The sequence below is a fragment of the Methanoregula sp. genome (assembly GCF_041663825.1).
In the GTDB taxonomy this organism is placed as follows: domain Archaea; phylum Halobacteriota; class Methanomicrobia; order Methanomicrobiales; family Methanospirillaceae; genus Methanoregula.
In genome coordinates, this window is the sequence record NZ_JBAYLY010000023.1 from 1 (window position 1) to 25,872 (window position 25,872).

Annotated in this window: 25 protein-coding genes and 1 pseudogene; 17 read left to right on the top strand and 9 right to left on the bottom strand. The window is 52.7% G+C overall.

The genetic code is table 11. From position 1 onward, the window contains the following. Positions 1-710: pseudogene (locus WCX19_RS10300) on the top strand (hypothetical protein); the annotation flags it as partial. A gap of 90 nt (positions 711-800) precedes the next feature. Here WCX19_RS10300 and WCX19_RS10305 read toward each other — a convergent pair. The 3 genes from WCX19_RS10305 to WCX19_RS10315 all read right to left on the bottom strand — a co-directional run bounded on the left by WCX19_RS10305 (position 801) and on the right by WCX19_RS10315 (position 2,260). Beyond that, positions 801-1,085, bottom strand: a complete 285-nt coding sequence (locus WCX19_RS10305) for a hypothetical protein (protein WP_373007796.1) — start codon at positions 1,083-1,085, stop codon at positions 801-803. A 195-nt stretch (positions 1,086-1,280) separates the two neighbouring features. Continuing rightward, positions 1,281-2,072 carry a helix-turn-helix transcriptional regulator gene (locus WCX19_RS10310; RefSeq protein ID WP_373007798.1) on the bottom strand — a complete coding sequence of 264 codons (792 nt, stop codon included), beginning with the start codon at positions 2,070-2,072 and terminating at the stop codon, positions 1,281-1,283. Between the two features lie 11 nt (positions 2,073-2,083). Beyond that, positions 2,084-2,260, bottom strand: a complete 177-nt coding sequence (locus WCX19_RS10315) for a hypothetical protein (protein ID WP_373007800.1) — start codon at positions 2,258-2,260, stop codon at positions 2,084-2,086. Positions 2,261-2,520: 260 nt separating this feature from the next. Here WCX19_RS10315 and WCX19_RS10320 point away from each other — a divergent pair, with 260 nt between their 5' ends. Further along, complete coding sequence (locus tag WCX19_RS10320; protein WP_373007802.1) at positions 2,521-2,964, top strand: peptidase domain-containing protein; 444 nt, start codon at positions 2,521-2,523, stop codon at positions 2,962-2,964. A 19-nt stretch (positions 2,965-2,983) separates the two neighbouring features. Next, positions 2,984-3,685 (top strand): winged helix-turn-helix transcriptional regulator, encoded by a 702-nt coding sequence (locus tag WCX19_RS10325; RefSeq protein WP_373007804.1) that lies wholly within the window; start codon positions 2,984-2,986, stop codon positions 3,683-3,685. Between the two features lie 720 nt (positions 3,686-4,405). On the opposite strand, the gene rnz is transcribed toward WCX19_RS10325, so the two are convergent. The 6 genes from rnz to thiC all read right to left on the bottom strand — a co-directional run bounded on the left by rnz (position 4,406) and on the right by thiC (position 9,434). Beyond that, on the bottom strand, positions 4,406-5,344 hold the full coding sequence (gene rnz / locus WCX19_RS10330; protein WP_373007806.1) for a ribonuclease Z: 939 nt from the start codon (positions 5,342-5,344) through the stop codon (positions 4,406-4,408). Further along, complete coding sequence (locus WCX19_RS10335; protein WP_373007808.1) at positions 5,341-6,114, bottom strand: sugar phosphate isomerase/epimerase family protein; 774 nt, start codon at positions 6,112-6,114, stop codon at positions 5,341-5,343. Before WCX19_RS10335 ends, rnz begins: the two co-directional genes overlap by 4 nt. Then, positions 6,111-6,659, bottom strand: coding sequence for a dephospho-CoA kinase (locus WCX19_RS10340; RefSeq protein WP_373007810.1), 549 nt, complete (start codon positions 6,657-6,659; stop codon positions 6,111-6,113). Before WCX19_RS10340 ends, WCX19_RS10335 begins: the two co-directional genes overlap by 4 nt. After that, complete coding sequence (locus WCX19_RS10345; RefSeq protein ID WP_373007812.1) at positions 6,619-7,362, bottom strand: anaerobic ribonucleoside-triphosphate reductase activating protein; 744 nt, start codon at positions 7,360-7,362, stop codon at positions 6,619-6,621. Before WCX19_RS10345 ends, WCX19_RS10340 begins: the two co-directional genes overlap by 41 nt. 74 nt (positions 7,363-7,436) lie before the next feature. Continuing rightward, on the bottom strand, positions 7,437-7,907 hold the full coding sequence (locus WCX19_RS10350; protein WP_373007814.1) for a carboxymuconolactone decarboxylase family protein: 471 nt from the start codon (positions 7,905-7,907) through the stop codon (positions 7,437-7,439). 249 nt (positions 7,908-8,156) lie between these two features. Then, positions 8,157-9,434, bottom strand: coding sequence for a phosphomethylpyrimidine synthase ThiC (thiC, locus tag WCX19_RS10355; protein ID WP_373007815.1), 1,278 nt, complete (start codon positions 9,432-9,434; stop codon positions 8,157-8,159). A gap of 217 nt (positions 9,435-9,651) precedes the next feature. On the opposite strand from thiC, the gene WCX19_RS10360 reads away from it, so the two are divergent. The 14 genes from WCX19_RS10360 (at position 9,652) to WCX19_RS10425 (ending at position 25,857) form a co-directional block, all read left to right on the top strand. Then, entirely contained in the window at positions 9,652-12,063 is a 2,412-nt protein-coding gene (locus WCX19_RS10360) for a CDC48 family AAA ATPase (RefSeq protein WP_373007817.1), read from the top strand. Positions 12,064-12,869: 806 nt separating this feature from the next. After that, a complete protein-coding gene (locus tag WCX19_RS10365) occupies positions 12,870-13,025 on the top strand; it encodes a hypothetical protein (protein WP_373007819.1) in 156 nt (51 codons plus the stop codon). Positions 13,026-13,046: 21 nt separating this feature from the next. Next, positions 13,047-13,592 (top strand): nucleotide exchange factor GrpE, encoded by a 546-nt coding sequence (locus tag WCX19_RS10370; protein ID WP_373007821.1) that lies wholly within the window; start codon positions 13,047-13,049, stop codon positions 13,590-13,592. A 12-nt stretch (positions 13,593-13,604) separates the two neighbouring features. Then, positions 13,605-15,488, top strand: a complete 1,884-nt coding sequence (gene dnaK, locus WCX19_RS10375) for a molecular chaperone DnaK (protein ID WP_373007823.1) — start codon at positions 13,605-13,607, stop codon at positions 15,486-15,488. 19 nt (positions 15,489-15,507) lie between these two features. Further along, complete coding sequence (gene dnaJ, locus WCX19_RS10380) at positions 15,508-16,560, top strand: molecular chaperone DnaJ (protein WP_373007825.1); 1,053 nt, start codon at positions 15,508-15,510, stop codon at positions 16,558-16,560. A gap of 219 nt (positions 16,561-16,779) precedes the next feature. Then, positions 16,780-17,037, top strand: a complete 258-nt coding sequence (locus WCX19_RS10385; protein ID WP_373007827.1) for a hypothetical protein — start codon at positions 16,780-16,782, stop codon at positions 17,035-17,037. Further along, complete coding sequence (gene clpB / locus WCX19_RS10390; protein ID WP_373007829.1) at positions 17,034-19,625, top strand: ATP-dependent chaperone ClpB; 2,592 nt, start codon at positions 17,034-17,036, stop codon at positions 19,623-19,625. Before WCX19_RS10385 ends, clpB begins: the two co-directional genes overlap by 4 nt. Positions 19,626-19,717: 92 nt before the next feature. Further along, complete coding sequence (locus WCX19_RS10395; protein ID WP_373007831.1) at positions 19,718-20,179, top strand: Hsp20/alpha crystallin family protein; 462 nt, start codon at positions 19,718-19,720, stop codon at positions 20,177-20,179. A 386-nt stretch (positions 20,180-20,565) separates the two neighbouring features. Then, complete coding sequence (locus WCX19_RS10400; RefSeq protein WP_373007873.1) at positions 20,566-21,468, top strand: class 1 fructose-bisphosphatase; 903 nt, start codon at positions 20,566-20,568, stop codon at positions 21,466-21,468. Between the two features lie 25 nt (positions 21,469-21,493). Then, positions 21,494-22,633, top strand: coding sequence for a class II fructose-bisphosphate aldolase (locus WCX19_RS10405; RefSeq protein WP_373007833.1), 1,140 nt, complete (start codon positions 21,494-21,496; stop codon positions 22,631-22,633). Between the two features lie 85 nt (positions 22,634-22,718). Further along, positions 22,719-22,955 carry an LSM domain-containing protein gene (locus WCX19_RS10410; protein WP_373007835.1) on the top strand — a complete coding sequence of 79 codons (237 nt, stop codon included), beginning with the start codon at positions 22,719-22,721 and terminating at the stop codon, positions 22,953-22,955. A 22-nt stretch (positions 22,956-22,977) separates the two neighbouring features. Then, the gene (locus WCX19_RS10415) at positions 22,978-23,322 is read left to right on the top strand and encodes a helix-turn-helix transcriptional regulator (protein ID WP_373007837.1); all 345 of its coding nucleotides are present in this window, start codon (positions 22,978-22,980) and stop codon (positions 23,320-23,322) included. 55 nt (positions 23,323-23,377) lie between these two features. After that, the gene (locus tag WCX19_RS10420; RefSeq protein WP_373007839.1) at positions 23,378-23,977 is read left to right on the top strand and encodes a hypothetical protein; all 600 of its coding nucleotides are present in this window, start codon (positions 23,378-23,380) and stop codon (positions 23,975-23,977) included. A gap of 200 nt (positions 23,978-24,177) precedes the next feature. Then, on the top strand, positions 24,178-25,857 hold the full coding sequence (locus WCX19_RS10425) for a PAS domain S-box protein (protein WP_373007841.1): 1,680 nt from the start codon (positions 24,178-24,180) through the stop codon (positions 25,855-25,857). Positions 25,858-25,872: the final 15 nt, after the last annotated feature.

Sequence of the window (25,872 nt, forward strand, 5' to 3'; positions counted from 1 at the left end):
CCTGGGATGAGGCACATGCAACCGGGTACCAGAAGTTCGGCGATTACGGCGACGTGATCATCTATCGCCCCAACGGTGAGACAGATTTCTGGGCTCAGATCGGCCTGCTTCCGCTCTCAAGCCCCACTCCAATCATCCACCGGGTCATGACCTGGGTCGATGCGGGAGAGCCTGAACCGTATTACTTCAATTTCTATAGGGGCGCAGCGACTCCAACCAAGTATCTCCCTCTTGAGATAAGCAACGCAACCGTTGAAGGCTATAAGATCCTCTATACGGGGGTCAACCCTCCGCAATGGAACCTCACGCTGACATCCCTTGGTGATGGATTCAGTTACTCTACAGACCATTACCGCCTGCCCGCATCGTATGAGTCAAACGGGACCGGCTTTATTTGGTACGGTAATGTAACGACGCACGGGGGGTACATCACCAAAGGGGACAATAACCCAGTAAGTGATGAAGGAGGGTACCTTCCGGTTGGTGATATTCAGAACATCGAACCGGTGGAGAAAAACTGGGTTGTGGGAAAAGCTCTCTTTACGATTCCCCTAATAGGTCTGCTCCCGCTTCACATCTGGTGGGTGGTCGCCTTCGTTCTTGTGGTGATGGTTGCCTGGGAATTGTATGCCAGGAGTAAGGAAGCAGCTACCGGCAAAACGGCCGGAAAATCAAAGAACCCGAAAAGAGGTTCCCGGAATAATAAATAATCCGGCCCGTCCCGGTGGTAGTGAACATGGCACCCCTACTCATCCCCCTGTTAAGTGTTCAGTCCTGAAATAATTTTTCATTGATCTTTATTAAGAGCACATGAACGTTTCATCATCTAACTCACTTCCAAAAACACGGATACCGATATCTTTGATGCCACTGAATCCGACAGGAAGTCCTTTCAGGATCTTGGCTGGAATATTGAGGAATACCACCGAGGTATCAAACAATGCTTCGGTATCGAGAAGTGCCAAGGCAGAAAAGAAGTGTTCCAGCGAGGACATATCCTCTTTTCTCTCTTTGCCTTTCTCCGTATGGAATCTCACCGGTTGAATGCCGGAATCAACTGGTTCGAGGCTAAACGCAAAATCCACAGGTCTGTTACTGCCCGGTTTATTGCACATCCGGGGTTTTAGATCCGCGTCTTCTCCCTTCTGTCAATACGGTACGTTATTTTTTTCTGTAAATCCAACTGCTTTAGTCATAATGATTTAAAAAGTGGCTCTGTAAAGTCTGCGGGTGGTTGCATTAAGCCTTCTTCGAGGAAAATATGTCGCCACCCGCAGACTTTACAGAGCCCCTTCCTTGTTGACAGGATAGGACTTTTTCAGGTAGTGGGAGAAAAGATCCTCCCCTAACCTGATTGCGGATGAATCATTACTCACAATCTCCCTCGTTGAATCAAAAACACCGCTTTTCATGAAAAGGCTCATCGAGAAGTGAATATCAGTTACAATAAAAGCAAATCTTATATCTGTATCACAAATCGAAAGACTGGCTTTTTCGTACTGAAGTCCTTCGAGAAGCATATCATAATACTCATTCTGGATCTTGCTGTATGCTTTTTTCGTAAGGATAAGTCGAACTTCTCGACCCTCTTTTGCAAGGGAACGGAAGAATTTGGGGTATATAGGATGAACAATTGGAGATATACATGCTACCTTTTTGGACTGGATGATCATTTCAAGAAGCTGTTTATGTGGCTCAAAGCTTTCTTCTAAACCTTTTTCGAGAGTACGAGAATTTTGTATTTCCCCAATCCTAACGAAAATGTCATGAGGAAGTGCTTCGCAATCATGTTCCTGCCAATATTTCTTCTGTTGCTCAATTACCTTGAGTGTATTATCGAATGTTTTAAGATGATAAGCAATCAGACGACCGATATCCGTCAGACTATACTTCCTATCTTTTTTAACAATTAATCCTTCCTCTTCGAGAATTTTAATTTGAGGTAGCATTCCAGAAGCAGAGACGTTAAGTCGTATCTTGATTTCATCCCATAATAGCGGACCTTCATGTAATAAGATCAGGAGCCGTTTCCTTTTCTCCGAGGTAGTGACAACGGTGAGTAAATTCAGCATATTCAAAAATACTATTTACGAAGGTACTCAGAATTCGCGGGATTTAGGATAATTACTGAACCGTTACAAAGTGAAAAATCCTGCTGGGTAGTGCCGTAACGTTCTTCTGCGGCACTCACCATCGGTACTGTCACCATCGCTGCGAGCAGGAATGCAAGCAGGATGATGCCCCAGTATACTGTTTTCATCTGTATATCCCCCCATTTTTGATACGCGTCGCTCTCTAGCCTAGAATCTGCACAATCCTAATTCTTTCACGCCATCAAGATTTTAGGGCCCCAGATTTTGAGACTGGGATCTATCATCCGAGACCATAGGAATACCCCGAAAGTATTCGCAGATGGATCTCCTACATTTCCAGTTTTATATTTTCTGTCCAGATATTCCAACTGCCAGTTGGGATCTTTGGACAGAAAACATAAGTCACCCCTGTTTGAACGTCAGGTTCATGTCAAAAAGACTGGGATTATTGGTGATGGTGGTGCTCTTACTCTGCACCTCATCTGTAGTAGTATCGGCAAAGGAATTACCGGCATCTCTCTCAGTGAACGGTGGATACACCATAGTACCCGCTCATGGCACCGGGATAATTCCCCTAACGGTGTACAATTCCATCACTCAGGGAAAGACAAACTGGGAATCAAAAACGGTTTCCTCATACATCACTACCCTCAATGTGAACCTGAACTGGGGAAACCCCTCCAACTCGTTGCAGCTCACCATCTATTCCCCTGACGGGTACGTCTTCGGTCCGTATTACGATAGTTCCGACGGTGCTACTGATGGCCGCATTAATCTTAACATCCAGAACAGCAACGGGATTGCAGAAGGAACGTGGTATTATAAGGTGTACGGATACCAAGTCTCGGGGACACAAACTTATTCCATCTGAATTATAATGTACCGTTGTTATGAAAACTGCAACAAAGGTACTTCCCCTTTTTTTGCTTTTTTCTGTTTTTATTGCCTCGGTAAGCGGAGATTATACGGTAACACCGTACTCACCCCCAACCGGGCCCTATGACGCTTCCGGTGCGGATGCCAACGTATCGTTCTTCCAGCTCCCACTCTGGGTACAAGCGAGTGAGATTATCGGCGTTGTTGTTGCCGGCCTTGGGGCGAACAAATTCGGCCCGCTGGTCCTTGGCAGGATCGAGGAACTGCTGAACAATAAAAAACGTCGTACCATCCTTGAGTATGTCAGCAGCCACCCGGGTTGTACTATTGCGGATATTTCCCTCAATACTACTATCAACAGAGGGACGGTCAAGTTCCATCTCTTTCTCTTGCTCCGAGAACGAAAAATTGTCCGGAAAAATGATGGCAACAAGATGTACCATTTCAAAAACGGCGGCGCAAGCCCGGAGAGAAAACAGATGTACGGGTATATCCGGAATCCCCGGAAACGGGAGATCCTCATGGTCATTCTCAATGAGCCCGGCATCAGCAACACCACTCTTGCAGAACGATTAAGTCTCGACAAAAGTTCCGTTCACCGGCACCTGCGCCAGTTCCTAGACGAACAGATGGTGGAGAGTCGCTGGGATGGGAAAAATGTGGGTTATTCCGTTACACCGGAAGTGGTGAAACTGCTGGCAGAGTTTTCCGGATAAGGTGGCACGGTTAAGTTAACAGGCAATCACGTATTCTTCTCATTCATAAAAATTTTCTTATACCTACCATTTTCTAATAAGTAAATCCAGCCTGACCTTCACTCGACAGGTTATCATTAAACGCCCCTGAAAATCCGGGCCCAATTTGCCCGTTTTTCCACTCCTCTCCTGAAAAAAGATCCTCATATTCGCGTTTTTTCGGCCTTTCCGGGTACCGGATGGGTAAAAACATAGATCAAAATGATCCTCGATTCCTGGGCCGTTAAGGGCCATTCTTTGACATTGAAATCGGGCGAATTTCGACAAATGGAGCGATTTAAATGCTTATTTTCCACGCGAACTGAAAAGAAGCATTTTACTGGCGTTTCCACGAGGGGGCAGAACAGGAAACGGATAATCCGGGCTCAATTCAGGCCCGGATTAGTGCACGCCTGATTCAGGTATGGCAGGGGTGTCGGATCCACAACTTCATGGGGGGTGTCTGCTACCCAACGGGACGCCCGTGTGGTAAGGGAGCGGCAGATACCAAGCCGCGGAATCTTCCTCTCGTAAAAACCTTAAATCAACCGACAATGCATCCACACCCATAACCATATTATGCGAGTCGAATTGTTTACGGAACCCCCCACGCAAAAAATGGGTGTAGCCGTGCCACCCATTTTTTGTGAAGGGGGGACTGGGGGGAGTTGGCTCGTAACCCAGTTGAGACAAAAATCTCGATCAATCCTGCCACGTGACTTCCAGCATGAACCGGTCTTCAGGAACAATGACGGTCCCGGCAAATGCAGCCTTGGCCTCATTGGCATGGTTTGCCGTGTCAGTATACCGGGAACTGATATGGGTGAGGGCGAGGGTCCGGGCATTCACCGCGGCTGCTGCCTGCCCGGCCTGTGCAGCGGTCGCATGATAGAATTCTGCGGCCCGCTTTACCTCGCTCTCATCGTACGTCGCATCGTGGATGAGGAGATCCGCATCCTTTGCGTATCCCAGGAGCGCCGGGATCACGGGGCGTGTATCGCCGGTATAGACGATCTTGCGGCCCGGGCGCGGCGCACCCATCACGTCCGAAGGTGTTACTTCCCGTTCGGCACCGTCTTTTGTCACCCGGATCGTCTCGCCGCGCTGGAGCCTCCCAAAGAGCGGCCCGGGCGGAACGCCGAGTTCAATTGCATGTTCACGGTCGAACCGGCCCGGGCGGGGATCTTCTTCGAGCACGTACCCGAGGGCCGGCATCCCGTGGCTGACCGCAAAACCGGTCACCGTGTACCCGTTAAAGCGCACCCACGATCCATCCGAAAGTTCTACTGAATCAAGGGTAAATTTCAGGTTGAACCGGCTGATCTTTTTCAAGGTCTCGACAAACTCGTGGACCCAGGTCGGGCCGTAGATGGTCAAAGGCTCGGTACGCCCGTTGAACGACATGGTCTGGACAAGGCCGAAGATCCCGAGGAAATGATCCGCGTGCCAGTGGGTCACAAAGATCGCGTCAACCGTAAACCCGCACCGGGCCCGCATCATCTGCTGCTGCGCCCCTTCCCCGCAGTCAAAGAGGAGCGTGTCGTTCCCGCGCCGGACCATGATGCAGGAGGGATTGCGCGTCGGTGTCGGGAGCGCCCCGGCCGTCCCGAGGAAATAGACCTGAAGTGTCTCGCCGCTCATACAAACACCTTCGAAAATACGGAAAAGCTCTTTTTTGCTTCCTCAACCGAGCGCCCTTCGACAACAATCACGCCACTGTACCGGGCGGCAATGGTTTTCCCCACGTTTTTCCAGTCGATGGTGCCGTCACCGAGCGGGAGGTGTTCGTCAGAGAGCCCGTGGTTATCGTGGATATGGATGTGGTTTGCATGCCCGATATTGGAAAGAAACTCCGGGACTTTCCCGAGCGTGTTTGCGTGCCCGAAATCAAACGTGAGACCGATGCCCTCGATACCCTCTGCCATCCCCATGAGTTCCCCGGCATCCCTGCAGAGAAATTCTTTCTGGCTGATCATATTCTCAAGGCAGGCAAGCACCCCGTGCTCAACGGCACATTTACCAATCCGGCGCAGGGCCTCTTTCTGGAGTTCCCAGACCTTCTGGGGCAGGAGTTTTCCCGCGGGAGACAGATACCCCGGGTGGATGGTGACCCGGTCGGTGATCTCTCCTGCCCGCTCGATGCAGATCTCAATCTGCCGGATGGACTCGTGCCAGATCGGGTCGTTGAGGGTGGCAAGGTTAAGATCCCCATAGGGTGCATGCACCGTGATCCCGAGGCGGGTACTTGCGATCACTTCTTTAATCTTTTCAAGGTTTCCCGGTTTCTCCAGCCGGTAGTTGCCGTCCGCGACGATCTCCCAGCCGGCATAACCGGCCTCTTCAATGCCGTACACCCACGTGATATCGTCCCAGACTTTTGCCGACGAGGAGAAATACGGGCGGAGGGTCATGCGTCACACCCCATCCGTGCGATCAGTTCCGTGACTTGGGCGGTAAAGTCTTCGAGACTGCCATCGTTGTTGATCCTGATATCTGCAAGTTTCAATGCGTTTGCAAGACCCCACCCATTTTCGCGCTCGTCCCGGGTCTTCAGGCCCACTTCAGATCCCACGTCGTCGCTGCGCTTGCGATCACAGAGACGCTCCAGCCGTTTTTCAAACGATGTCTCAATAGCAATAAGGCGAAAGCCCGGGAAATTCTGCCGGAAGACCCGGACTTCTGCATCGCCACGGATGCCATCGACAAGGACAAGCGGGGCGGCCTGTTCTTTTATTGCGTCAACACAGAGATTGGCAATCGCGTCCATGCCCCTTTCGGCCCGGAGCCGGTTTGCCGTCGCCCCGAGATTTGCATCGGTGGGAGGGAGGCCGGCTTTTTTCACGGCGTTCCTGATCACATCCCCCATGACGACGACCGGGATCCCCAGCCTCTCCGCTATCTTTGAGAACTCGCCTTTACCGCTTGCGGGAAGCCCGACGACTCCGATCACTTTCATAGACGATTTCACCACTTTCGCGCGTACGGATCAGGACCCTGCGCGAGAGCCCGTCCGCAATTTTTTTGAGTTCTTTTTCTGAGAGCGGGGGAACGCTTTCGGTTACACCCTGCTGGAGGACGAGATCGATATCGCCGGTTTCGGATGCGATGATAGCAACCTCGTCATCGTAGCCACGGAAGAGTGTGACAACGACCTGGAATTCGGGCAGCGCTCCGCTTATGTGCGCCTCTGTGCAAAGGGCAAGTGAGCGCTGCACGTTCTTTACATAATTTCCCCCGAGAAGGTTATTATACCGCGCCCAGCGGGCCTTGATGTCAAGTGCCACACGGTCGAGCAACCGTTCCTTAATGAGCGTCTCAAGAGTGTCGGGAAAGACGCCGTTTGTCTGGATACCGGTTGCGAGTCCAAGGTTTCGTGCCGCGCGGGCGAGCGTGACAAGCGCGTCCTTCTGCAGGGTGGGCTCTCCCCCTGAGAAGACCACGCCACTGATTGCAAGTTTCGAGCCTTTGATAAGCGCGACAACCTCGTCGATCTCGCGGAAATCCTGCCCGGTAAGGATCATGGCGTTCTGGCAGTAGGTGCACCGGACCGGGCAGCCCCGGAAAAAGACCGTGCAGACCGACCGGCCCCGCCAGTCGACTGTTGAGAGCGGGACAAAACCCCCGTAATTCAGCTGGATAGCATCACCGTTAAGGATCATTTTGAGACGGGATTATTTAGCGTACCCGGGTAACGGCGCTGTTTTTTCTTCACGGATCTCCTGTCTGGTCCGTTTCACCGGGATTTCCTGCGGGATTTCCCGGTTGTGCCCGAAGTCTTATCGCATAATGCGGTCTTTTCTTTTTTATCTGCGGGAAACACGTCGACCATCTGCCGGAGTGCCGATGCAAGCACTTTTGTCTTTCCGATCGTGCCGGCAATCATGATGGTATCAAAGATCTCATCCCGCGTCGCGCCCGCTTTTATTGCTGCTTTCAGGTGTACTTTCAGGCAGTTGTCCGCCCCCGCCCCTGCCGCAGCGGCAATGGCCACAAGTTCGGCAGTCTTTGGCGTGAGATGTTCCGGGCGGCAGACCCGGTAATCGGCAAGCGCAGAAAGCGCAAATGTTCCTGTGCGTTCCCGCATGACAGGAAAGATAAACGGCAGCGTGCCAAGCATTTCCTCGGTATCGTCCATAACCTCGTCGCTTATTGCATCGGCATGAGCAAGGAATTCATTGACAATTTTCTGGTTTTTCTTCTGCATCGAATCACTTCTCAAACGTACTTTTTTTTAAAGTACTCTTTTTTAAGGTACTCTTTGTTATCGGGCTATAAATGGAAAATGATATGATTGGCAGGGGCCCGGTTAATCCGTTGGCAAACAAGGATGGGCGAAACAAGTACCTGTGCAGCAGCATCGTACCGGGACAGGAAAGGAAATCAGATCCCATCGCGAATGAAGGGGAAAATCTGAAACGACGATCGTCTGGTGAAAAACAAAAAAAGGGGAATATCAGAACTTGAAATACCGGTTTACAATCTTGATGGCGCAGAAGTCCCCGCACATCGTGCAGCCATCGGTATCGGCCGGCATGCGTTCCGCACGGATCTGTTTTGCCCGGGCCGGGTTCATGGCGACGGCGAACTGGCGATCCCAGTCAAGGTCGCGGCGGGCATGGCCCATTTCGAGATCTGCGGCCCTCGTCTTCTTGAGTTTTACCATGTCGCCGACATGGGCGGCGATCCGCGAGCTCATGACACCCTCATACACTTCTTCGGGAGTCGGGAGTGCAAGGTGTTCGGCCGGGGTCACGTAGCAGATGAAGTCAGCGCCAAGGGACGAGGAGATCGCTGCACCGATGGCGGCGACCCGGTCGTCATAGCCCGGCGCGATATCGGTCACGATCGGCCCGAGCATGTAGAACGGCTTGTGATTGGTGACTTTCTTCATGAGCTGGACGTTTGTTGCGATCTCGTCGATCGGCACGTGGCCCGGACCTTCAACAATCACCTGCACGTCCTTGTCATGCGCCTTGTCCGCGAGTTCCGCGTTGATAAGCAGTTCCTGGATACCTGCCCGGTCGGTTGCGTCGTGAATGGCTCCTGCCCGCATACCGTTCCCCATCGAGAGCGTGACCTCGTGCTCCTTCATAATTTCGAGCAGGTAATCGAACTCCGAGTACAGCGGGTTCTCCTTCTCGTTGTGGAGCATCCATGCGGTCATGAACGCCCCGCCCCGGGAGACAAGCCCGGCGTGCCGGCCCTGGTTGCGGAGGCGCTTTACCGTCTCCCAGTTGATGCCGGTGTGGATCGCCATGAAGTTCGTCCCGAGTTTTGCCTGCTCGGCCGTGATCCGGAAGAGGTCGTCCTCTTTCATGTCTACGACGGCGCCGTTCTTCTTGACCGCCTCAATAAATGCCTGGTACAGCGGGACACACCCTACAGAGAGCGTGGTATTGGCAATGATCTGCCTTCTGATCTCGGCAAAATCCCCGCCGGTCGAGAGTTCCATGAGGGTATCTGCGCCGGCTAGTTCTGCCTGTCTTGCCTTCTCGATCTCCTCGGGGATATTGACAATATCGGTGGATGTCCCGATCGAGGCATTCACCTTGGTGCGGAGGCCTTCGCCGATACCGCAGATCTTCACTTTGCGGTAGGGCGAGACCGGGATTACGATGTGGCCTTCGGCAACGCTGCGCCGGACAAAGTCTTCGGTGACTCCCTCCTGCGCCGCGACCTGCTTCATCTCATCTGTCACGATGCCGCGCTTGGCATCAGCAATAATACTCATACCTTACCGGTACCACAAAAGGACAAATAAAGGCTCGGTTTTGCATTATCGGGTGAAATCTGGCTTGTCCTCCGGACAAGTAAAATTGCGTTTAAGTAAAAAACAAGGGGTTATGGCGGAGTCCCAATCTCCGGACATATTTTTGCTGCTGCCCTTACTGGTGCTTTTATGATTTGCCAGAGCCAATCATAGAAGTTAAAAATATCACAGGTTATCGATGGCAGATGAACATTTCTTTGAAGTAACGGTTAAAGAGGCGGCGCACAACGATGCGAGTCGCGGGATTGCCCGGCTTAGCATCGATGTGATGAAAAAGCTCGGGCTTGTATCCGGTGACATCATTGAGATCGTGGGAAAGCGGCACGCGGCGGCGATCGTCTGGCCGGGTTTTGCCGAGGATATCGGTTTTGCCACCCTGCGCATAGACGGGAGTATCCGTGCGAATGCGAATGCCGGCATCGATGAAAAGGTGAAAATCCGCAAATCGGAAGCAGTGTACGCCACAAAGGTGGTGATCCAGCCGGCCCAGGAAACGAAACTTGTTGGGGGGGAGCAGTACCTCTCCCGCATCCTGCGGGGACGGTCAGTGGTCGAGGGTCAGACGCTGCGCCTCGATATCATCGGTAATTCCGTCACGTTTGTCATCGTAAAGGTTTCTCCACGGGCGATTGCTGTTGTCTCGGATGATACGGAGATCGAACTTAAAGCGGAACCCTTCAAGCCCGAAGAGGGCAAACGGGAGATCACCAATATCCAGTACGAGGATATCGGCGGGCTCGAACGTGAACTCCAGCTCGTCCGGGAAATGATCGAGCTCCCGCTGCGCCACCCGGAGATCTTCGAAAAACTGGGGATCAAGCCCCCGAAAGGTGTCCTCTTCTACGGGCCGCCGGGCACGGGAAAGACCCTTATTGCAAAAGCGGTCGCAAACGAGGTCGATGCCCACTTCATCACGCTCTCGGGTCCCGAGATCATGAGCAAGTTTTACGGGGACAGCGAGAAGGCCCTGCGCGAGAAGTTCCACGACGCGGAAGAGAATGCACCCTCGATCATCTTTATTGATGAAATCGACGCCATCGCGCCGAAACGCGAGGATGTCCAGGGCGAGGTTGAACGTCGCATCGTTGCACAACTCCTGGCCCTCATGGACGGTCTTGCCGGCCGGGGGCAGGTCATCGTGATTGCGGCGACAAACCTCCCGAATTCCATCGACCCGGCGCTCCGGCGGGGCGGGCGGTTCGACCGGGAGATCGAGATCGGTATCCCGGACAAGAGGGGCCGCTTAGAGATCTTCCAGGTACATACCCGGGGCGTCCCGCTTGCAAAGGATGTCGATATCGCCGCGTTTGCCGAAACAACCTTCGGGTTTGTCGGCGCGGATATCGCGCTTCTCGTCAAAGAAGCGGCGATGAACGCGATACGGAAGATCATCCCCCTCATCGATATCGAAAAGGAAATCCCAAACGAGGTCATCGACCAGCTCAAACTCACGAAGGGTGATTTCGATGCTGCACGGAAAATTGTCCAGCCAAGCGCCCTGCGGGAAGTCCTTATCGAAGTCCCGGATGTCCCGTGGGAAAATATTGCGGGTCTTGATGAGGTTAAGGAAGCACTCATCAAAATTATCGAGGGCCGGTTGCGCTATCCCAAAATCTTCGAACAGTTAAACTACAAACCCCCAAAGGGCATCCTGCTCTTTGGCCCCTCGGGAACGGGGAAGACCCTGCTTGCAAAAGGCCTCGCAAGCAAGCGCCACCTCAATTTTATCTCGGTTAAAGGGCCCGAACTGCTCTCAAAAGGGGTGGGCGATTCCGAGAAGCACGTGCGGGAAGCGTTCCGGAAGGCCCGGCAGTCCGCGCCCTGCATCATCTTCTTTGACGAGATCGACGCGCTGTTTCCCAAAAGGGGCACGGTGAACGATTCCACGCACGTCACCGAAAGTGTCCTCTCCCAGTTCCTGACCGAACTCGATGGCGTCGAGGAATTAAAGGAGGTGTTTGTCATCGGTGCAACGAACCGTCCCGACCTTTTAGATCCCGCACTCCTGCGCCCGGGCCGGCTTGAAAAACACCTGTACATTCCCCCGCCCGACGAGGCGGCACGAAAGGAAATCCTTTCCCTCTATCTTAAAGATCTGGAAGGTGTTCTTGACCCCGATATAAACATCGACGAACTGGCCGCGAAGACCCGGTTCTTTGTCGGGGCCGATATCGAGGCGCTGGTGCGCGAGGTAAAGGCGCTCGTCATCGATGAACTGACCCATAACGAAATCCCGGGTGAACACGGCACAACACCCGAATACGGCATAAAAATTACCCGGCAGCATTTTGATACCGTTCTTGAAAATATCAAAGGCACGCTCGATGGCGCGGATTTCGAGCGGCACGAGGAGAAGTCCTGGGATCTTTTGTATGCAAAAGGAAAACGCGACATCCTGCACCAGGCAGTCATCCTCGTCAACCAGATCGAGTACCTGAAAGAAAAACACGCACTCGGCGATAAGATTGTCCGGCAGGCCGATGAGCTCAGGGACCGGGTATACTGGCAGAGAAAATCCTTCGACGAGATCCAGAAACGTACCGAGAAACTCAGGAAGGCGCTTGAGGCCGCAGCGGGTGCGGGTAAGTAAGTACAGTACCCTTTTTTTGTTCCTTTCCCGGGCCGGGTGGATTTTTTGTCCGGGAATCCATGGTTCCGGGAAAAGTGGGGAGGGGGTACCCCCACCCCCCTCCCCTTTGCAGAAAAAATCTGAAACCCGGTTGTCAGATGTTCATTTGATTATCAGATGTACACTTGATTATCAATTGTCCATCTGACAAAAAACCGGTAGCCTGCGCCGGACGATCCGGGCTAGGGGGGTAGGGGTACCCCAATTTTATTTTTCTTTCCAAAGGGGGGGTGCCTTGGTTTTTTTGTGCGTGAAGGTGGGGGTGGGGGGATAGGTCATTTGAAAAAAAAGTCCGGAAACCGGTTGTCTCATGTACATGCGTTTATCGCATGCGTTTGCGATTATCGCATGGCTATGTGACAAAAAACCGGCAGCCCACGCCGGACGATTCGGGTAAGGGGGTGGGGATCCCCCTTAAAAAAAAAGAACGGTGCGGAAATTTTTTTTGCGGGCAATGAAGTGCCCTAAAAGGGGGTAACCGGATCCTGCAAGAGGCCACCCCCTCCCCCGGGCATTGAGTGGGGATGCGAATACCCCGCCCGGTATCGCAGCGTTATTTTAAAAACCGGTGACTTATGGGATTATCGAAAGCAAAAGCGCCACCTCATATTTATCGCGTATTGTATACCAAAAACCCGCTTTTTTAATCCCTCCATCTGGCTCCTGTTTGTTTTCAGTCTAAAGGCCCGGCGACGCACCAGGATCCCCAACCCAACGTTTTATATACCAAACCATACTAACTTATGGTTAATCCTAGAAAAGGAGGCATGACGATTATAACAGATACTAAAGGCGTAAAACTGACCGTGCAGGAAGCGTTGATCAATGAAAACGTCGGACGAGACCTTGCGACACTTCCCTGGCGGGTGATTGACAGGTTACACATGTCCGGCGGGGACATGGGGAAAATATCACCGGTCTGATGAAGGCCCGGCCAAGTGCAAATGTTAAAGAGCGTTAAGAAATCAATGCAGGTTTCAATGGATACCGATGATGTTCAGCAGAAAATTCAACTGCTGACGGAAGAGATCGAACGGCTGAAAAAAGAACTCGATGAAAAAACAGTTCTTGCAGAGGAGCGGCTCAACCGGCAAAAATACCTCCAGGCAGAGTTTGATAACTATCGCAAATGGTCTGAGAAAGAGAAAGGAGCGGTAATCGCGCTCGCAAACGAGGACCTGGTCAATGACCTCCTCGTGATTCTCGACGATTTCGACCGGGCGCTGCCATCTCTCGAACAGGAAAAAAACAAGGAGGGGATTCTTATGATCCAGAAAAAATTCTTGAAAATCCTGTCTGGTTATGGACTCCACCCCATAGACTGCGTGGGAAAAAAATTCGATCCGAATTTTCACGACGCGCTGTGCAGGGAGCAATGCGACAAAGAACCCGATACGATCTTAAGTGAGATCGAAAAGGGCTATATGCTGAAATCAAAGGTTATCCGACCATCGAAAGTTGTGATTGCAGGAAAAAATGAGAGAACATGAAGGTGAGGAATTATGAGTAAAGAGAAAATTATTGGAATTGATCTCGGGACGTCGAACAGTGAAGGTGCGGTGATGCTCGGGGGCAAAGCGACTATCATCCCATCCGCAGAAGGGGCAACCGTTGCCGGGAAGATGTTTCCCTCGTACGTTGCGTTTACCCCGGACGGTCAGCTCCTTGTGGGAGAACCGGCGCGGCGGCAGGCAGTGAGCAACCCTGAAGGTACGGTTACGGCGGTAAAACGGAAGATGGGATCGGATCACGTGTACAAAATTTATGGCAAGCAATACACGCCCCAGCAGATCTCTGCATTCATCTTACAGAAGATAAAAAGAGATGCAGAAGCCTTCCTGGGAGAACCGGTGACAAAGGCCGTGATCACCGTCCCCGCCTACTTTAACGACAACCAGAGAACGGCAACAAAGGACGCAGGCAAAATTGCAGGGCTGGATGTTGTCCGGCTGGTCAATGAGCCCACGGCAGCATCGATGGCCTATGGCCTTGACCGCAGCGGGGAGTACAAGATCCTTGTCTTTGACCTCGGAGGAGGCACGCTCGATGTGACCATCATGGAATTCGGCGGCGGGACGTTTACGGTCCTTGCCACCTCGGGCGATACCCAGCTGGGCGGGACCGATATGGATAATGCAATCTTTGAATGGATTGCTGACGAATTCAAAAAACTCGAGGGGATCGATCTCCGGAGTGACAAGATGGCCGTCAACCGGGTAAAAGAGGCAGCGGAAAAAGCGAAGATCGAACTTTCCACGGTCCTTGAAACCGAGATTAACCTTCCCTATGTTTCCGCAACCCAGTCCGGCCCGAAACATCTCTCCATGAAACTCTCCCGGGCAAAACTCGAACAGCTGATCGAGCCGATTATCCGTCGCTGCATCCAGCCGTGTGAACAAGCCCTCAAGGATGCTAAACTCAAAAAGGAGGATATCCAGAAGGTGATCCTTGTCGGAGGGCCGACACGGATGCCCGTTATCCAGAAGTTCATCGAGGACCATGTCGGCAGCAAGGCAGAGCGGGGAATCGACCCGATGGAATGTGTCGCTATCGGAGCGGCGATCCAGGGTGCAATCTTAGGTGGCGAGATCAAGGATATGGTGCTCCTTGATGTGACACCGCTCACGCTTGGTCTTGAGACGCTCGGCGGTGTGAGGACCACGTTAATCGAGAGGAACACGACGATCCCGATTAAAAAGAGCCAGATCTTTTCCACCGCAGCGGACACCCAGACCTCGGTTACCATCCATGTGCTCCAGGGTGAACGCCCCATGGCTGCAGACGATGTGAGTCTCGGGCAGTTTAACCTCGTCGGTATTCCCCCGGCACCCCGGGGTATCCCCCAGATCGAAGTCTCGTTCGATATCGATGCATCGGGTATCCTGAATGTATCCGCAAAGGATCTCGGGACCGGAAAAGAGCAGAAGATGACCATCACGGCCTCGACCAAACTGGCTGAAACCGATGTAAAAAAGATGGTCAACGAGGCAAAACAATTCGAAGAAGAAGACAAGCGACGAAAAGAGGAGGTCGAGGTCCGTAATACGGCTGACTCCCTGGTCTACACGGCGGAAAAGACAAAATCCGATCTTGCCGGAAAGATAAGTGCCGATCTCGTTGACAAGGTGAATGCAGCCATCGTTACGGTAAAAACAGCACTGGAAGGAAAAGATACCGCAACGATCAAGGCCGAGGTCGAAAAACTCCAGAAAGCCTTAGAAGAGGCCGGGTCAGCCGTTTACGAGCAGGCTGCCCGGCAGCAGGCCCAGGCACAGGCCCAACAGCAGGCGGGTCCTTCAGGCGATGAAGGTCCCCGGCAGGAGACGACCGGGCCGGGCGGCGAAAAGGTCGTCGACGCTGATTTCAAGATAAAGGATGAAAAATAATTTTTTTTAAAGAAAAACCATGGCAGAGAAAGACTATTACGAGATCCTCGGCGTGAAAAGGGATGCATCGCAGGATGACATCAAGAAGGCATTCCGGCAGCTTGCACGGAAGTATCATCCGGATCTCAACAAGGGGAGCAAGGAGGCCGAGGAGAAATTCAAGGAGATTAACGAGGCCAACCAGGTGCTTTCCGATCCCCAGAAAAAAGCGCAGTACGACCAGGTCGGCCACGCGGAATTCCGGCCCGGCGACGCTGCCGGGTATACGCCGCCCAGTTATGATGATCTTTTCCGGGACTTTGGTCTCGGGGATATCTTCGATGCATATTCCGGTGGGTCCGCCCGCACCCGGCAACGCAGTGGTGCTGACCTGAGGTACGAGATCGAGATCTCCCTCGCCGATGCATTTCACGGCACGAAAAACACGGTCGGGGTGCCGCATCATTATACCTGCGGAGCCTGCCATGGCACCGGCGCAGAATCGGGTTCTATGCGGATCTGCCCGACATGCGAGGGGAGTGGGGAGGTCAGGAATATCCAGAGAAATGGCAACCGCCAGACGATGAATATCGCGATCTGTCCTGCCTGCCGGGGTGAGGGAAGGATCATCGACAAGCCCTGCCCGACATGCAAAGGAAAAGGATCGGTGCAGAAGATCCGGAAGATCGAAGTCTCGGTTCCCCGTGGTGTGGCCGACGGGCAGTTCCTGAGGATCCCGGGGGAGGGGGAACCCGGAGAGAACAATGGGCCCCCCGGTGACCTGTATGCGGTCATCCATATCAGGCCGGACCGCACGTTCGAGCGCAAAGGTGCAGATCTCTATAGTTCCGTCGTCATCAAAATTGGCACCGCACTTCTCGGCGGGGATGTGGAGGTACCCACCCTCACGGGCACGGCGCACCTGAAAATTCCCCCCGGCACCCAGAGTCATACCCTGTTCCGGCTCAGGGGACAGGGGATGCCGCAGCTCTCTTCAGACAACCGTGGAGACCTGCTGGTAAAAGCGATTGTAAAGATCCCGGAAAAATTGTCAAAAAAACAGGAAGACCTCGTCAAAGAGGCTTTTGGGTAGGGAAGGATAAGAACAGGTTATTAAAAAAAATTGCACCATGCAACAGATAAGAAAAATAAAAGCATCAATTTTTTTGGTTTTCTCGTAAAAAGTTGAATGTTGTCAATTGTGTATCTGTTTTAAAAAAATCCCTTCAAAACACCAGATCCGCCCAACCAATAATTTATATACTATATTTCACTAACTTATGGTAAATCACATGAAAGGAGAATTACGATTATGACAGATAACAAAGGCATAAAACTGACCGTGCAGGAAGCGTTGAACAATGAAGACGCCGGACGACGCACCATTGCGACACTTCCCTGGCGGGTGATAGACCGGCTGAACCTGTCCGGCGGGGACGTGATCGGGAGAGAAGGCCAAAACAAGACCTGTGCGATCGCGTACCCGTCGCCGAGTACTGAGTTTATCCCCATCGAAGAGTATACCCGGCCTGCGGCTGGTGAGGGAATCAGGGAGATGGTGACACTATGAATTTCAACAATTTCACCATAAAATCACAGGAAGCCGTGCAGAAAGCAACCGAGATAGCGGAGGCAAAACAGAGCCCGGCCATCGAGACGTCCCATATACTCAAAGGGATGCTTATGGTTGACGAGGATGTCATCCCCTATCTCTTAAAGAAACTGAATGTGAACCTTGATAGTCTTACTCCAGCACTCGACCGGATCATCGATTCGTCTCCAAAAGTCAGTGGCGGGGATCAGTATCTCTCACGTGATGCCACAAAAGCCCTGCAGAAAGCCACCGCACTTGCCCAGGAATTTAAAGATGAATTTGTCTCCATCGAGCATCTTCTCCTGGGAATTCTCTCGGTAAACGACAGCACCTCCCGGCTCTTAAAGGAGAACGGGGTTACGGAAAAAGACCTGAAAACTGCCATCAGCCAGTTACGGAAAGGTTCGACGGTGAAAAGCCAGAACGCGGAAGAGACCTATAATGCCCTGAACAAATACGCCCGGAACTTAAATGATCTTGCCCGTACAGGCAAACTCGATCCGGTCATCGGCCGTGACGAAGAGATCCGCAGGGTGCTCCAGATCCTTTCACGGAGAACAAAGAACAACCCGATCCTTATCGGGGAACCGGGCGTGGGAAAAACAGCCATAGCCGAAGGTCTGGCCCACCGGATCATCGACGGGGATGTACCGGATAACCTGAAGACCAAGCAGATCTATGCCCTCGATATGGGCGCCCTGATCGCCGGGGCAAAGTTCAAGGGAGAATTTGAAGAACGGTTAAAGAGCGTGATAAAGGAAGTGATCTCTGCTGAAGGAGAGATCATCCTGTTCATCGACGAAATCCATACCCTTGTCGGGGCCGGCGCGAGCGAGGGCGCAATGGACGCGGCAAACATCCTTAAACCCGAGCTTTCACGGGGAGACCTGCATGTCATTGGCGCAACGACCTTAAAAGAATACCAGAAATATTTCGAGAAGGACAAAGCACTTGAGCGACGTTTCCAGCCGGTGATGGTCAATGAACCGGATACCGTAGATGCTATCTCCATCCTTCGCGGCATCAAAGGGAAATACGAAACCCATCATAATGTCCAAATCAAGGATGAAGCGATCATCGCCGCCGTTGAACTTTCGCAGCGCTATATCTCCGACAGGTTCCTTCCGGACAAGGCGATCGACCTGATCGACGAAGCTGCCGCAAAACTGCGCCTTGAGAGAAACTCAAAACCGGAAGAACTCGAAACAATTGAACGCAAAATCCAGCAGCTAAAAATTGAGATGGAAGCCTTCAAACGTGAGAAGGACCAGGAAAAACTCAAGGCATTAAATACAGAGATCGGGAACCTGACCGAAGAACGAAACCGGCTGGAGGCAAAGTGGCAATCGGAAAAAGATCTTGCAGACCAGATCCAGTCGCATAAAAATGAGATCGAGACCCTGAAATTCGAGGCCGAAGGTGCCGAACGGAGTGGCGACCTTGGCAGAGTGGCAGAGATCCGCTATGGTCGCATCCCGGAGACCGAGAAGGCCAGTGAGGGCCTCAAGCAAAAACTTACCGCGCTGCAAAAGGATTCGCCGATGGTAAAAGAGGAGGTGGACGCAGAGCAGATTGCCGAAGTGGTTTCGCGGTGGACCGGGATTCCCGTGAGCAGGATGCTGCAGAGTGAGAAACAAAAACTGCTGAACCTCGAGGCCGAACTCCACAAGCGTATCGTAGGCCAGGATGAAGCCATCGGGGCAGTGTCCGATGCAATTCGCCGGAACCGTGCCGGGCTGCAGGACCCAAAACGTCCGATTGGTTCTTTCATCTTCCTTGGGACGACCGGGGTTGGAAAGACTGAACTCGCAAAGGCGCTCGCAGAATTCCTGTTCAATAACGAGAACAGCATGGTGCGGATCGATATGTCGGAATACCAGGAACGGCATACCGTATCAAGGCTGATCGGCGCACCGCCGGGCTATGTCGGCTACGAAGAGAGCGGACAGCTGACCGAAGCGGTCCGGAGAAAGCCCTATTCCGTGGTATTGCTGGATGAGATCGAGAAAGCCCACCCGGATGTCTTTAACATCCTCCTGCAGGTTCTTGACGACGGCCGCCTGACCGACAACAAGGGCCGCACGGTGGATTTCAAGAATACCATCATCATCATGACCTCGAACATCGGGTCACACCTCATACAGGAAAACCTGGAGAACGTCACCGACAAAAACCGGGACGAAGTATTCGACCGCACCCGGGAACAGGTCTTTGACCTGCTCAAGAAGACCATCCGTCCCGAATTCCTCAACCGGATCGATGAGGTCATCATGTTCAAACCGCTCACAAAAGGCGAGATCATGGAGGTTGTCGAGATCCAGCTGGGGCTCATTCAGAAAATGCTCGGGAAGAGCGACATCCGGCTCAAGGTAACAAAGAAAGCCATCCAGTTCATCGCCACCTTAGGCTTTGACCCGCAATTCGGCGCACGGCCGATCAAACGGGTGATCCAGAAGAACCTGCTGAATGAACTGTCAAAAATGATCCTCGAAGGAAACGTAAACAAAGACAAGGAGATCGTGGTTGATGAGAAAGAAGGAAAGCTGACATTCAGGAATGCCTGATCCTGAAACCTGCATTCAGGTGGAAAAAAACAGAGAATCAGAAATCCTGTAAACAAGCATATCAAAGAAGAAAACTAACGGATGAACCTGCTATGAGCATCGACAACAAGGATCTGTTCAATGCGATAAACGGACTGATGGACCGGCTGATGGCTGAAATGGGGGAAAATTCTCCCTCGTTTCAGCCGCACATTGTCGGTTACCGTATCGTCATCGATGGAGTACCGGTAGCGCCCGGGACGCCCGGGTCAGCGCCGACCGACGGGGCGGACCAACCGGCACCCGAGGTGGACCGGATCGGCGACGAAGTTTTCGTAGTCGCGAGCCTCCCCGGGGTAAGCGAGGAGTCCTTAAACCTCACCTGCAACGGTGAAACGCTGGTCATCGAAGGCACGAGCAGCCTTGGCACCTGTCATGCCACCACACCCCTGCCACCGGTGGACCCGGCCACCATGAAGCATGCCCTTAAACACGGCGTACTTGAGGTAACGTTCAAAGCCCTGCCGGAAGCAGCGGAAACCGGCGAAACACCAGAGCCGGAAAAGACCGGTTAACTTTTTTGGCATCCCGCTATTACGGGGTACGTTAAACGATTGATTCACTTTACCGGTAGTTGCCTGATCCGCCCCGGGGGCTTCCCCGCCGGGGCGGCGGAGTCCATCGTAATGGGATGGTTCTCAAAGCGTCAGCCCCCACCAATGTGCCTGGCAAGGACTGGGATTTACTCCTGCAATTTAACCAAGCGCCCTTTTTTTTAGCACGTCCTTGCACCCTTCAAGCGTCAGGAATAATTGCCGTCGGGGAACACACCTCCCGGAAAATCCCCGGAACCAACCGATAATAATCCTGATAAACCTCAAGGATCAAAGGACTAACCACAGACCCGGACACCCGTCCGGGTAATCGAGAAAAACGCCCGGGAGGGCGGGATCCGGTGGCAATGATGATTCTCAAAGACTTCCTTATACAATCCGGAACGGAAAAAAACCTCGCTGAACTCATCCTCTTCTTAAGCGAGCAGGCAGCGCCGGTCAGAAAAGGCTTCCTTACCTGCATGAATACCTCTGCGAGCGGCACGAAGAACATGTTTGGCGAAGACCAGAAGCCCCTTGACAAGTACGCCGACGACGTTTTTGTCCAGGGCCTCAAAAAATCCCGCCTTGTCCGGTACATCGCGACCGAAGAACAGGATTCGATCATCGAGGTCAAAGACGCAAAGAATAATTTCGGCGTCGTTATCGATCCCCTTGACGGTTCCTCGCTCCTTGATGTAAACCTCTGCGTGGGCTCCATCATCGGCATCTATCCCGGCCATGTCCTCTCCAAAGGTTCGACCATGGTCGCCGCCCTGTACATGCTGTACGGGCCCCTCACCCTCCTGACCGTTACCACCGGGCACGGCGTCCATGAATTCGTGAGAGATGAGACCGGAGCATTTGTGCTGCGCGCGAAAGATATCCGGATCCCGGACGGGAAAATTTACGCACCCGGGGCGCTGCGCAGGGACTGGCTCCCGGCCCATGCACGGTGGATCGGCGATCTTGAAAACGCCGGTTACAAACTCAGGTTCTCCGGCTGTTTTGTCGCAGACGTCCACCAGATCCTCCACAAGGGCGGGGTGTTTACCTACCCGGGGTACAAGGGAAAGGAAAAGGGAAAACTCCGTATCCTCTATGAGGCAAACCCCATGGGCATGATCGTCTGCGAGGCCGGCGGGGCGGTAAGTAACGGCAGCACCGATTACCGTGAGATCAGGCCGGAAGCGATCGATCAGGTCACGCCCATCTACATTGGTGGCAAAAAAGAGATCAGCCTGATTGAAAAATATATGAGGGAAGGATAAGTATACTCTTCACGTGAGCAGGAACATGAACGCACAAACCTTTGGTCCAATCCCCGGTTCGACCATCTTAAACGGCATCTCCGGTAAAAAAGCCATTATCATGGCGGCAAATACCCGGATCGCAACCGTCGCCGAGGGAATTTTCAAGGCAGCACAAGACACCGATTCTGCGGTTTTCATGGAACTTGCCCGGTCCGAATGCGATCTCAAAGGAGGATACACCGGGATGACACCGCAGGTATTCTCCGAAAAGATGAATGCAGCAGCAAAGGCAGTCGGATTTGATACATGGGCGCTCCACGCAGATCATATTACCATCAAGAAAGGCGATGCCGCTGAAGTCGAGGGGACAAAGCAGCTGATCGATGCGCAGGTAAAAGCCGGGTACACCTCCTTTGCTATCGATGCGTCGCACATCTTTAACTTCGAAGGGAAAAATGTCCGGGAAGAGTTAGAGGAGAATATCCGGGTCACGACAGACCTTGCCCGGCATATCCGGCAGAAAATGAACAAGAAGGAATTCGGCCTTGAAGTTGAAGTGGGCGAGATCGGGAGAAAAGGCACGGAAGGTCTTGTCCTGACCCGGCCGGAGGAAGCCGTCGAGTACATCAAAGCCTTAAACGAAAACGATGTCCATCCTCACGTGCTTGCCATCGCAAACGGCAGCTCGCACGGCCACGCATATGACGCGAACGGGAACGTCATCGAACAGCTCTCCATCGATATCCCCCAGACAAAGGCAATTGCAAAAGCCCTCCGGGACAACAACCTGCATGTCGGCATCGCCCAGCACGGCATCACCGGCACCCCCCGAGATCTCATCAACCTGCATTTCCCAAAGGGCGACATCATCAAGGGCAATGTCGGGACGTTCTGGCAGGATGTTGCGTTTAACACCCTGAAGATCTACGAACCTGCCCTTTACAAGGATATCATGGACTGGACACTTGAGAAATACCGGCCGGCAAATCCCGGCAAAAAAGATCGCCAGATCATTGACGGCAACTGCAAGAACGCCATAAAGCAATTCTATAAAGAAATTTATTCTGTCGATGAAGAGACCAACAAGGCGATGCAGGCAATGGCCTACGCGGAAAGCCTGGTCTTTTTTAAGGCGTTCGGGTCGTACGGCACGGCGTCAGTCATCAGGAAAGCCCTGCACTGATCCAACCCTCGTTTTTTTAAGATCCTTTCCCGTGTCTTTGCCATTCTAGCAAACTTTAATTATCTTACGACCCTAATCCGGACAGATGGTTAACGGAATTGTTTTGCCCATAAAAAAAGTGTTTGCACTCGTAGATTCCAAGATTACTGTTGAGATCAAGGATGAGGGGCGCAAACTGCAGGGCCGGCTTGTCGGGGTTGATGAATACTTAAACATCCACATGGACGAGACGATTGAGTATGTCAACAACGTGCGCGGGCGCAGCCTGGGCACGGTCGTTATCAGGGGCAATAATATTCTTACCATTGCCCCGGTTCTCTAAATGTATTGGGACTTGATTTACGATGCCTGAACCTGAAGATGAAGCATTTACCCTGATCCAGTCAAAACCGGAGGGTGTCCTCCAGAGCGAACTCTGGAAGGAACTGGGTGTGGACAGCCGGAAATGTTCAAGGATCGTAAAGAAATTAGAAGAGAGCGGGCTTATCGGTCGTGAAGAATTCAAAAAAGATGGGATCAAGACCTATCTTCTCCGGGCGCTAAGGCAGCCGGTTCATCCTGAAAACCTGCTTGCCGGGGACGAACTCATCCCGTGCATTGCCTGCGATCTGGAATGTGTCGTACAGGAATGCCATCCCCTGATGGACTGGATGTACCAGCTTGTAATTGTCGGGAACACCAACCAGTGATCGGTTCCCGGTCATTCCCGAAATTTTTGGTACATAAAAAACGTTTTTACCTGTCATGACCCGTCTCCGGCTGGCGTTCATCTTTGAGTGCCTGCTCTTTTTTGTCCCGCTTAATATCTATGGTATCGGGGACAACCTGGCAAACGGCGTGCAGTGGGCCCTCTTCCGGTACCAGCAGAGTTACCTTGGAAACAGCCTGATTACCCTGCACAGGGATCTCTTCTACGTCATTGATGGTGTCCTGAAAGGGACAACTGCGTATTCAACCGGCATCTGGTTCTTCGGGGCGCTTCTCCTTGTCGCCGCACTCATCCTGCTTGCTTTTGCCGTAATGCAGGGTAAAACCTGCCTGGTAAAACCCGCCGGCCTCCTCACGATCACCGGGGGTCTGCTCTTTTTGGCCGCGATGCTGGTCCAGTACGGCGTTACCCTTCACAGCGACCACGGTTTTTCTCTTCCCATCGGCGTCCCGCTCATCGTTGTTACCGGAGGCTGGCTCGCCTGCGGGGAATTCTGTGACGAAGGAAAAGACACCGGGGATGACGGAGAAGACGGGGATAATGGGAATAACGAGGATAACGTGGATAATGGGGATAACAGGGATAACGGAGATGACGTGGATGATGGGGACAATGTGGATGCAAAAAAACCATGAAGGCGATGGCTCCTGGAAAAAAAGAGTGGCTGAACTACCCTCATGCCTGTGAGCCCGTCACTGGAGAACAATTTTGCATTCCGGCCATAAATCACGTGAAATCTGCAGTTTCTCCTTCGTCCAGTGTACTATTTATCGCAAAAATATACAGATTATAGGTATACACCGGAGGAAAACCGCCCCCGCCCCGGGAGTTCCTGATGATATCCGTCCTGTTTGTCGATGACAATACCGATTCTCTCGCGCAGTTCCGCCCGTTTTTAGAGAAGAGCGGAGAAGTTCAGCTGGACGTGGTGCAGTCCGCAAAACTGGCAATCGAGAAGATCAAGAGCCGGAGATTTGATGTCATCATATGTTACGGGAAAGTGTCAGCGGTCAACGGGATCGAGTTTGTCTCTGACATGGACGGCATCGGGTTCCTGCTCTACCTTCGCTCCATGGGAAACCCCACACCGGTCATTCTTTTCAATCGTGTGAGCGAGAACCGGATTGCCTTTGAGGAGGTTAATAACGGTACCGAGATCACCCTCCCCAGAAATGCGGATCTGCGTTCCCCGGCAGCAGAGCTTGTCACCCTGATCAAGCAGGCGGCGCTGCGCAAGAAATCGGAGCGCGATATCAAACTACAGAACGAGCAGCTGACCGCGATCCTCTCGGCAACACCGCTTGGGATCTTCCAGATGCGTAACGCGACCGTCGAATGGGTCAACCACCCGTTTTTGGCACTGTTAGGCATGACTGAATCCGTTATTGTGGGAAAACCGGTCCGGGCGCTCTTTAAGAGCGAGGAAGAGTTCGGGCAGGTCTGCCGGGACCTCCAGATCCACCGGGATATACTCGGCAACGGTCTGGCGGAATGCGAACTTGTGCGGGCCGGTGGCGGTCTTGTCGCGTGTATCCTCCAGGCCCGCCTGCTCGACCCGCTTGACGCAAAAAAAGGCGGCACGGTCGTCGTGACCGATATATCCGACAAAAAGAAAATGCGGGATGCCCTCAAGGAGAGCGAGGCAAAGTACCGGGAGATGATGCAGAACTCCCAGAGTATCATCATACGCATGGACATGCAGGGCGTCATCACCTACGCCAATACCTTTGCAGCGGCATTCTTTGATTTTTCCTCAAGCGAACTTGTCGGAAAGAATGTTGTCGGGACGATTGTGCCGGAGAAGAACCGGGGCGGCCACGATCTCTCGATGATGGCAAACGACCTGGGTTTTAACGCTGAAGGGTACGCCATCAACGTGAGCGAGAACATTCGCCGGAACGGGGACATCGTCTGGATCGCGTGGATCAACAAGGCGATCCGCGACCCGCAGGGCCACATTATTGAAATCCTCTGTATCGGCCACGATATCACTGACAGGAAACGGACCGGCGAAGTAAGGATCAGCACCGATACGTGGAAGGACCAGGTGATATCCGATACCGATGTGCGGGATGAGGTCTTTGATTCAGTCTTCCACATTTCCACCGAGATCTCGATCGAAGGCCGGGAAGGAAAGGCGGTCGGCACGACATTTTTAATCGGCGATACCAAAAACGTGCTTGCCAAGTCCCGGCAGATCATGCTCAATGCCTTTGAAGGTCACCAGCCCGAGATGCGCATGGTGACAAATCCCGACCTCAAGGAAAATATCAAGGAGTTTGCCCAGCTCGACGGGGCATTCGTGATTACCGGCGACGGTTTTATCGAGGCTTCGGGACGATACATCACGGTGGACTCAAGCAAGGTGACGCTCCCAAAAGGCATGGGCACCCGGCATAACTCGGTTGCAGCGATCACGAGCGTGACAAAAGCCGTCGGGATTGTTGTTTCCCAGAGTGGCGGGGGGATCACGATCTTCAAGAACGGGCAGATCTTAAAGAAGATCACACTATGAGGGCCGAATTTCGGA

Coding starts and splice junctions, on each gene's coding strand:
- WCX19_RS10310 (WP_373007798.1), bottom strand. CDS start 2,072: ATGCTGAATTTACTCACCGTTGTCACTACCTCGGAGAAAAGGAAACGG.
- WCX19_RS10315 (WP_373007800.1), bottom strand. CDS start 2,260: ATGAAAACAGTATACTGGGGCATCATCCTGCTTGCATTCCTGCTCGCA.
- WCX19_RS10320 (WP_373007802.1), top strand. CDS start 2,521: ATGTCAAAAAGACTGGGATTATTGGTGATGGTGGTGCTCTTACTCTGC.
- WCX19_RS10325 (WP_373007804.1), top strand. CDS start 2,984: ATGAAAACTGCAACAAAGGTACTTCCCCTTTTTTTGCTTTTTTCTGTT.
- rnz (WP_373007806.1), bottom strand. CDS start 5,344: ATGAGCGGCGAGACACTTCAGGTCTATTTCCTCGGGACGGCCGGGGCG.
- WCX19_RS10335 (WP_373007808.1), bottom strand. CDS start 6,114: ATGACCCTCCGCCCGTATTTCTCCTCGTCGGCAAAAGTCTGGGACGAT.
- WCX19_RS10340 (WP_373007810.1), bottom strand. CDS start 6,659: ATGAAAGTGATCGGAGTCGTCGGGCTTCCCGCAAGCGGTAAAGGCGAG.
- WCX19_RS10345 (WP_373007812.1), bottom strand. CDS start 7,362: ATGATCCTTAACGGTGATGCTATCCAGCTGAATTACGGGGGTTTTGTC.
- WCX19_RS10350 (WP_373007814.1), bottom strand. CDS start 7,907: ATGCAGAAGAAAAACCAGAAAATTGTCAATGAATTCCTTGCTCATGCC.
- thiC (WP_373007815.1), bottom strand. CDS start 9,434: ATGAGTATTATTGCTGATGCCAAGCGCGGCATCGTGACAGATGAGATG.
- WCX19_RS10360 (WP_373007817.1), top strand. CDS start 9,652: ATGGCAGATGAACATTTCTTTGAAGTAACGGTTAAAGAGGCGGCGCAC.
- WCX19_RS10365 (WP_373007819.1), top strand. CDS start 12,870: ATGACGATTATAACAGATACTAAAGGCGTAAAACTGACCGTGCAGGAA.
- WCX19_RS10370 (WP_373007821.1), top strand. CDS start 13,047: ATGTTAAAGAGCGTTAAGAAATCAATGCAGGTTTCAATGGATACCGAT.
- dnaK (WP_373007823.1), top strand. CDS start 13,605: ATGAGTAAAGAGAAAATTATTGGAATTGATCTCGGGACGTCGAACAGT.
- dnaJ (WP_373007825.1), top strand. CDS start 15,508: ATGGCAGAGAAAGACTATTACGAGATCCTCGGCGTGAAAAGGGATGCA.
- WCX19_RS10385 (WP_373007827.1), top strand. CDS start 16,780: ATGACAGATAACAAAGGCATAAAACTGACCGTGCAGGAAGCGTTGAAC.
- clpB (WP_373007829.1), top strand. CDS start 17,034: ATGAATTTCAACAATTTCACCATAAAATCACAGGAAGCCGTGCAGAAA.
- WCX19_RS10395 (WP_373007831.1), top strand. CDS start 19,718: ATGAGCATCGACAACAAGGATCTGTTCAATGCGATAAACGGACTGATG.
- WCX19_RS10400 (WP_373007873.1), top strand. CDS start 20,566: ATGATGATTCTCAAAGACTTCCTTATACAATCCGGAACGGAAAAAAAC.
- WCX19_RS10405 (WP_373007833.1), top strand. CDS start 21,494: ATGAACGCACAAACCTTTGGTCCAATCCCCGGTTCGACCATCTTAAAC.
- WCX19_RS10410 (WP_373007835.1), top strand. CDS start 22,719: ATGGTTAACGGAATTGTTTTGCCCATAAAAAAAGTGTTTGCACTCGTA.
- WCX19_RS10415 (WP_373007837.1), top strand. CDS start 22,978: ATGCCTGAACCTGAAGATGAAGCATTTACCCTGATCCAGTCAAAACCG.
- WCX19_RS10420 (WP_373007839.1), top strand. CDS start 23,378: ATGACCCGTCTCCGGCTGGCGTTCATCTTTGAGTGCCTGCTCTTTTTT.
- WCX19_RS10425 (WP_373007841.1), top strand. CDS start 24,178: ATGATATCCGTCCTGTTTGTCGATGACAATACCGATTCTCTCGCGCAG.